Below are 1,904 nucleotides of genomic sequence, written 5' to 3' on the forward strand. Positions count from 1 at the left end.
TCGATCGGTAAGGACACGATCTCCCGGATCACCGACAAGGTGGTCGAGTGGGGGTGCCCCCGCTTGCGGGGGAGATGCAGGCGTGGTGCTCCCGGCCGCTGCTGGGGGTGTACGCCGCCGTCTTCATCGACGCGATCTACGTCAAGGTCCGCGACGGTCAGGTCGGCAACCAGCCGTTCTACGCGGCGATCGGCGTCGACCTGAACGGGCGCCGCGACGTCCTGGGCCTGTGGGCCGGCCAGGGCGGCGGGGAGAGCGCGAAGTTCTGGCTCGCCGTGCTGACCGACCTGAAGAACCGTGGCGTGCGGGACATCTTCTTCCTGGTCTGTGACGGCCTCAAAGGCCTGCCGGACTCGGTCGCCGCGGTCTTCCCGGCCACGATCGTGCAGGCTTGCGTGATCCACCTGATCCGGGCCACGTTCCGCTACGCCAGCAGGAAGTACTGGGACCAGCTTGCCCGGGACATGCGCAAGATCTACACCGCGGCCACCGCGGACGCCGCCTGGGCGGCGTTCGAAGAGCTCGAGGAGAAGTGGGGCAAGACCTACCCCGCCATCGGTCGACTGTGGCGCGCGGCGTGGGAAGAGTTCATACCCTTCCTGGCCTACGACGTCGAGATCCGCCGGGTCCTGTTCAGCACCAACGCGATCTGGGTGTTTGGCTATGCACGTCGCCTCGGCCTCGCGAGCAGGGGCGATCGGTCGGCCCTGGCTCTGAACGCTATTGACCTTGGTGTCCTTGATTCGAACTGCCGGGCCGGCCGTCTGGGCGCGGGCCCGGGTGCCTGGCTTGAAGAGAGCCTGCACGACTCAACCCAGATCTGCCGGCGACCCGGACCCGCTGCCCGCACCGTAACGCGTCGCAGGAGGAGCACCTCATCACCACGTCAGCCGTCGCGGGGATCGACCCGCACAAACACTCGGGCACCGTCGCCGTCCTGTCCGCCACGGGCGAGCTCATCACCTGCGAGTCCTTCGAGATCAGCTTCGAAGGCCTGGCGCGCCTGCTGGAGATCCTCACGGGCACCGGCGCGGTCATAGACCGGGTCGGGGTCGAAGGCTCCGCCAGCCTCGGGGCGCCCGTGGTGGCCGCTCTGCGAGCCAGCGGGTATGACGTTCGAGAAGTTCAAGCCTCCCGCACCAACGACCGACGCCGCCGTCGGCACCGGGCCAAGACCGACATCACCGACGCCCACGCGATCGCAGCCGAGACCCTCGCCGATCCCGCGCTGCCGCCCGCCCGCAAGCACGTCGAGACCCCGTCACCGGCATGGGACACGCTGCGCGTCCTGAGATCGCAACGGGAATCTCTTGTCCTGCAGCGGGTTCGGCTGCTGACCGAGGCCGAGCCCGTCCTGTGCGCCCTGCCCGTCGAGATCCGCGACCAACTGCCCGCGACCAGCCGCGTCATGGCCGCACTGAAGACGATCCGCACCCTCGACACCGGCGCCCTGTCCCGTGCCGACTCGGCCCGGATCCGGTGGCTGCAATCAACACTGTCAGCGGTCGACGCCATCACCATCGGCATCAAAGAGGTCGACGCTGAAGTCCCCGCACTCCTGAGCGAACTGGGCTGCACCCTCATCGAGATCGTCGGTGTCGGCGTGGTCACCGCCATGACGCTGCTCACCGAAATCGGCGACCCGACCCGGTTCGAGACCGAAGCCCAGTTCGCCCGGTGGTGCGGCGCCGCACCCGTGGCCGTGTCCTCCGGAGAGGGCCACGGCCAGCCCCGACGACATCGCCTCGACCTGGCCGGCAACCGTAAAGTCAACAGCGTCCTGCACATCGTCCACGTCACCCAGGCACGCATGCACGAGCCAGCCAAGACCTACCTCGCCAAGAGCAGCGCAACTGGCAAGACAACCCGCGGTGCCCGCCGCGCCCACAAGCGTCAACTCGCCA

At 68.4% G+C, this 1,904-nt stretch carries 1 protein-coding gene and 1 pseudogene; both read left to right on the plus strand.

The window, feature by feature from the left end; genetic code table 11:
- A pseudogene (locus BN13_RS17420) lies at positions 1-695 on the plus strand (IS256 family transposase); the annotation flags it as partial.
- Positions 696-937: 242 nt separating this feature from the next.
- On the plus strand, positions 938-1,904 hold a 967-nt coding region (locus BN13_RS17425; RefSeq protein WP_235434172.1), incomplete at its 3' end, for a transposase.

The sequence above is a fragment of the Nostocoides jenkinsii Ben 74 genome, assembly GCF_001046875.1.
GTDB lineage: Bacteria > Actinomycetota > Actinomycetes > Actinomycetales > Dermatophilaceae > Nostocoides_A > Nostocoides_A jenkinsii.